The following is a 5,403-nucleotide window of genomic DNA, read 5'->3' on the forward strand; positions in this document are numbered from 1 at the left end:
CGCACGGAGAGCATTTCCCAGTTGACAAAACTATAGGAACACCCCCTATTGGAGTTTCATGGCTGCCCCATCTAGTTCGCAGCCCACAACCCGCTGGAAACTGTGTCCCAGAATTCGCTTGCGAAGTGGGATGCAGTTTCCGCTTGCGGCCCCGTTGGGAAGCCACATCCCGCTTCGGCCGCAAATTCCGGGTCGCGCTTTCCGCCAAGACCCTCAACCGGAAACTACATCCCATTTCTCGACCGAATACTGGGATGTAGTTTCCACAGAGCCCTTCAACGGGAAACCGCATCCCATTCCAAAGGCAAATTCCGGGACACGGCTTCCGCAACCCCGCCCATCCGGAAAGCCCATCCCACTCTGGATACATTTGGGTATGGAATTATCAGCCATCTGCTAGGCCTAGGTTCTGCAACGTGGCGCCCGCCCGGCGGCGTCTTACTACATGAATCCCATCGAGTGGTGCGTAAAGAAGCCCGGGTACGTTTGGTAGCCGTACTCCATATGGCGATACATCCAGCGAATGCACGAGACTGTATCATTCAAAACTGACTCATCATCCGGATGATGGAAAATGTCCCCCCCAGACCCTTGCCACGGCGCACCCCCGTGTCAAGAAAAAAGCCTCGAGAATTTCGAGGCTTTCACGTTTGTATTATCTCGAGCGCGAGGCGACACGCCTACTCGCCCAGCACGGCCTTCTTGGCCGCCGCCGCCATGTTATCCATATCTTCCTTGGTGGGATGGTCCTTCGCGGCAACCCAGTTGTCGAGCAGCATCTTAAATCGGGCGTTGTCGGGATCTTGTTCGAGCATTGCCTCATAGCGCTGCTTAACCGCGGGACCCATCTTGCCCTGGCACATCGCCCAGCCCGCAAGCTCGGCATCCTCGGCCAGATTGGAAGTTACGCGGTCGACAATCTGCTGGTAATAGCTCTGGTCGGCCCCAAAGCCGCAGGTGCCAAACAGGAACACGCGCTTGCCGTGCAAGGCAGAGAGCAACGCCGCGACCGAAGGCGTGCACGCGCCCTTGTCGCACCAAAAACCGACGAGCACCGTGTCGGCCGCGCAGGCGCCCTGCGCCTCGAGCGCAACCTGATCTGCATCCGCATCGTCGCTCAACGCCGCGGCATGGACAAACTCAACGCCCGCAGCCTGCAGAGCGCGCTTGATCGCGCCCGAAACCATCCTGGTATTACCGCTCTTGCTGTTAACCACCAAAGAGCACGTCATAGTCACGTTGCCTCGTTTCCCCCAAAATTAAAGCCACTAATGCAATTTATTAGATGAATATCTTAGTACTAACGTGACAGATGTAAACCACCGTCTGTCGATTGATTAATTTGCCCCACGGGCTTCCTCACTGGGCAAACTGGCTACGATAAAGCTCGGCATAGAAGCCGTCTGCCGCCAGCAGCTCGTCGTGCGTGCCGCGCTCGATAATCTGGCCGTCGCGCATGACCAGAATGCAATCGGCGTTGCGAATCGTCGACAGGCGGTGTGCCACGACAAAGCTCGTGCGGCCAGCCATGAGCTCGTCGAATGCCGCCTGCACCTGCAGCTCGGTACGCGTATCGATGCTCGACGTTGCCTCGTCCAGCAGCAGAATCGCCGGATCGGTGAGCATGACGCGCGCGATGCACAGCAGCTGTTTTTGACCTTGGCTAAACGTGCCGCCGTCCTCGCCGATCACCGTATCGTAGCCGCCTGGCAGCTGCACGATAAACTTGTGCGCGTGCGCGCGCTTGGCGGCCTCGACAATCTGCTCGCGCGTGGCATCGGGGCAACCGTAGGCAATGTTTTCGGCCACCGTGCCCTCGAACAGCCAGGTGTCCTGCAGCACCATGCCAAAGGCGCGGCGCAGGCTCGCGCGCGTGTAGTCACGCGAGGAGCGACCATCGACCGCGATGCGCCCAGCATCGATATCGTAAAAGCGCAGCAGCAGATTGATGAGCGTCGTCTTGCCACAGCCCGTGGGACCGACGAGGGCAAAGCGCGTACCGGGTTTGGCCTCGATGCAGATATCCTGCAGCAGCTTGCGGTCGGGCACATAGCTAAAGTCCACGTGTTCAAAGGTCACCTCGCCCTGCGGGGCGGCAAGCTCCACGGCATCCGCCGCGTCGGGCTCCTGCTCGCGCGCATCGAGCAACGCGAACATGCGGCGCGCCGAGGCGTACGCGGTCTGGATTTGCGTGATGACGTTCGTGACCTCGTTGAACGGCTTAGTGTACTGGTTAGCGTAGGACAGGAAGATCTGCACGCCGCCCACCGTGAGCGCCGCAGGCACGCCCGTGATCACGCCCGCGCAGCCGATCACGGCGACCACGGCGTAGATGATGTTATTGATAAAGCGCGTGCCGGGGTTAGAAAGCGAACCCATAAACTGCGCGCGCTCGCCCGCCGTATAGAGCTCGGCGTTGAGGACATCGAAGCGCTGTTGAGCGTGCGGGCCGTAGGCGAAGGCGTCCACGAGCTTTTGCTCGCCCACGTACTCCTCAATATGACCGCCAAGCTGGCCTTGGATGCGCTGCTGTGCCGTAAAGCTTTTGTTGGAGAGCTTGGCAATAGCACCGGCTGCAAAAATGGAAAGCGGCGTGACGAGTACCACCACAAGCGTCATGGTCAGGTTGATGGAAAGCATAAACGCGAGCGTGCCCACGATGGTAATAACACCGGTGAAGAGCTGCGTAAAGCCCTGCAGCAGACCGTCGCCCACCTGATCGACGTCGTTGACCACGCGGCTCATAAGGTCGCCGTGGGCATGGCTGTCGACAAAGCCGAGCGGCATGCGGCTGAGCTTGTCGCTCGCCTCCACGCGCATGTCGCGCACCGTCTCGTAGGACAGACGGTTGACGCAGTAGCCCTGCAGCCACTGAAAGGCCGCAGCACCCATCACGACAATCGCGAGTTTGGTAACGAGCGGCAGCAGCGCATCGAAGTCCACCTGCCCGGTGGCGACGATCAGGTCGATGCCCTCACCAATGAGGATGGGCGTGTAGAGCTGCAGAATCACCGAGATGGCGGCGCTCACAAACGACGCCGTAAACGAAATACGGTGCGGGCGAACATAGCCCAGCAGGCGGCGCGTCACCGCGCCCACGGGATAGCGCTCGGGATCACCGGGTTGGCGCGGGCCGTCGCCCAGGTCGTTGAGGTTATCGTTGCCGGACACATTAGCGGTCATCGTGGCGACCGAACCGGAAGAAGTATACGGGTTCATCTAGCAACCCTCCTTTGAGCAAGTAGGCGCAGGGGCAGTCGGGGCGGACGCGGGCACCGTGCTCCCCTGCTGGCCCTCGAGCTCCTCGCGGCGCAGCTGCGACTGGCAAATCTCGCGATAGAGCTGGCAGCTTGCATACAGCTCGTCATGCGTGCCCAGGCCCGCAACCGATCCGTGGTCGAGCACGCAGATCATGTCGGCATCGCGCACGGTCGAGACGCGCTGGCTCACGATGACCGTCGTGAGCGGCAGCCCGCCCTCGGCGGCACCGCGCACGCTGCGCTCGCGGATGGCATGGCGAAGCGCCGCGTCGGTCTTAAAATCGAGCGCCGAGGCGGAGTCGTCCATGATCAATATCTGAGGCGAGCCCACCAGGGCGCGCGCGATGGTCAGGCGCTGGCGTTGGCCACCGCTGAAGTTCTTACCGCCCGCCTCGACCGGGGCATCGAGCCCCTGCGGCTTGTTGCGCACGAATTCGCTGGCCTGCGCCATATCGAGCGCCGCCCAGAGCTCATCGTCGGTCGCTGACTCGTCACGCCAGGTCAGATTGCTGCGGATGGTGCCGCTCACCAGCGACGCGCGCTGCGGGACGGTCGCGACCACATGGCGCAGCTGGTCGAGCGGCCAGGCGCGCACGTCGGCGCCCATCACGCTCACGCTGCCAGCGCTCGCATCGTACAGGCGCGGGATAAGCGAAACGAGCGTGGACTTGCCGCTGCCCGTGCCGCCGATAATGCCGAGCGTCTTGCCCAGCGGCAGCTCCAGCGTCACATCGCTCACGGCATTTGCCGCGCCCACGCCAAACGAAAAGCTCGCATGGTCAAAGCTCAACGCAGGAACGGGAGCGACATTGCCCGGCTCGGGCAGTGCGACCGGCTGGTTGCCCTCATCGGTAATGCTCGGCACGCAATTGAGCACCTCGTTGATACGCGACGCGCTGGCGCTCGACTTGGTAAAGACCACGACCAGGTTGGCGACATACACGATGGAGGTGAGGGTCTGCGTCATGTAGTTGACGAACGCCATGACCTGACCCTGCGTGAGCTCGCCCACGTTGACCTGGATGCCGCCGACCCACAGGATGGCGCACACGCCCAGGTTCATCACAAGAAACGTGACGGGGTTGAGAATCGACGAGAGCTTGCCCACCGCGATGGCAGTATTGGCCTGGTCATCGGCGGCTTGGGCAAAGCGCTCACGCTCGTGATCTTCACGCACAAACGCACGGACCACGCGAGCGCCCGAAAGGCCTTCGCGGCAGATAAGCGCGATGCGGTCGAGCTTTGCCTGCAGCTGCTTGTAGTACGGAATACAGCGCGCCATGACAACCCAGAACACCAGGCCAATGGCGGGCGTGCAAATCAAAAAGATGATGCCGAGCTTAAGGTCGATGGCAAGGGCCGCGACCATGGAACCCACCGCCAGGAAAGGCCAGCGGATGAGCATACGCACGCCCAGCGCCACGGCGAGCTGTACCTGGTTGACGTCGTTGGTAATGCGCGTGATAAGCGACGGCGTGCCAAAGCGATCGAGCTCAGCATAGCTCAGCTTGTTGATGTGCTTGTAGAGAGCGCCGCGAATGTCAGTACCCATGCCCTGCGAGGTGAGCGCCGCCATCTTTTGGCAGACAAGCGTAAACGAGATGCCAATCACGGCCATGGCGGCGAGCACCATGCCGTAGTGGACGACGGCACTCACGTCGTGCGCGCCGATGCCTTTATCGATCATCTGGGCAATCACCAGCGGCGTAAGCAGGTCAAAGATCACTTCGATCAACTTACACGCAGGGCCGATCACCATATATCGGCGAAACTTACCACCAAAACGCCTGAGCAGCTCAATCATAAAAAGGCGCTCCCTATCATCATTCACACTCAATTCGAACCATGATAGTACGGTGAGCCCAAAAGAAGCGTAAACAACTCGTCATTTCTAATGGGATTCGGTTTCCAGAGAAGCGGAGGGGTGCGCATGCCCGGTCAGCGGCGCGCCAATCGCTTGGTATACTTACAGTAGTGCTACCAGCCGAGCCGCCGACCCTTGAAATGAGGTGCCGAGATGAACGACATTCTCGCAAGAAGAGCAAGACGAGCAACTGTGGGCATCGCCCTTTCCGCGGCGCTTGTCGCGGGAATCGCCCCATTACAGTCTGAAATAGGCCATCGATAAATTTCGATGGCGAGC

3 protein-coding genes are annotated in these 5,403 nt (G+C 60.7%); all 3 read right to left on the minus strand.

Features of this window, described 5'->3' with window-relative positions; genetic code table 11:
* Nucleotides 1-680: 680 nt before the first annotated feature.
* Complete coding sequence (gene bilS, locus DXA43_RS09900) at nucleotides 681-1,232, minus strand: flavodoxin family protein BilS (RefSeq protein WP_117807060.1); 552 nt, start codon at nucleotides 1,230-1,232, stop codon at nucleotides 681-683.
* Between the two features lie 127 nt (nucleotides 1,233-1,359).
* Nucleotides 1,360-3,219, minus strand: a complete 1,860-nt coding sequence (locus DXA43_RS09905) for an ABC transporter ATP-binding protein (protein ID WP_117807061.1) — start codon at nucleotides 3,217-3,219, stop codon at nucleotides 1,360-1,362.
* On the minus strand, nucleotides 3,220-5,064 hold the full coding sequence (locus DXA43_RS09910) for an ABC transporter ATP-binding protein (protein ID WP_117807062.1): 1,845 nt from the start codon (nucleotides 5,062-5,064) through the stop codon (nucleotides 3,220-3,222).
* Nucleotides 5,065-5,403 lie beyond the last annotated feature (339 nt).

The organism is Collinsella sp. OF02-10 (assembly GCF_003463445.1).
In the GTDB taxonomy this organism is placed as follows: Bacteria; Actinomycetota; Coriobacteriia; order Coriobacteriales; family Coriobacteriaceae; genus Collinsella.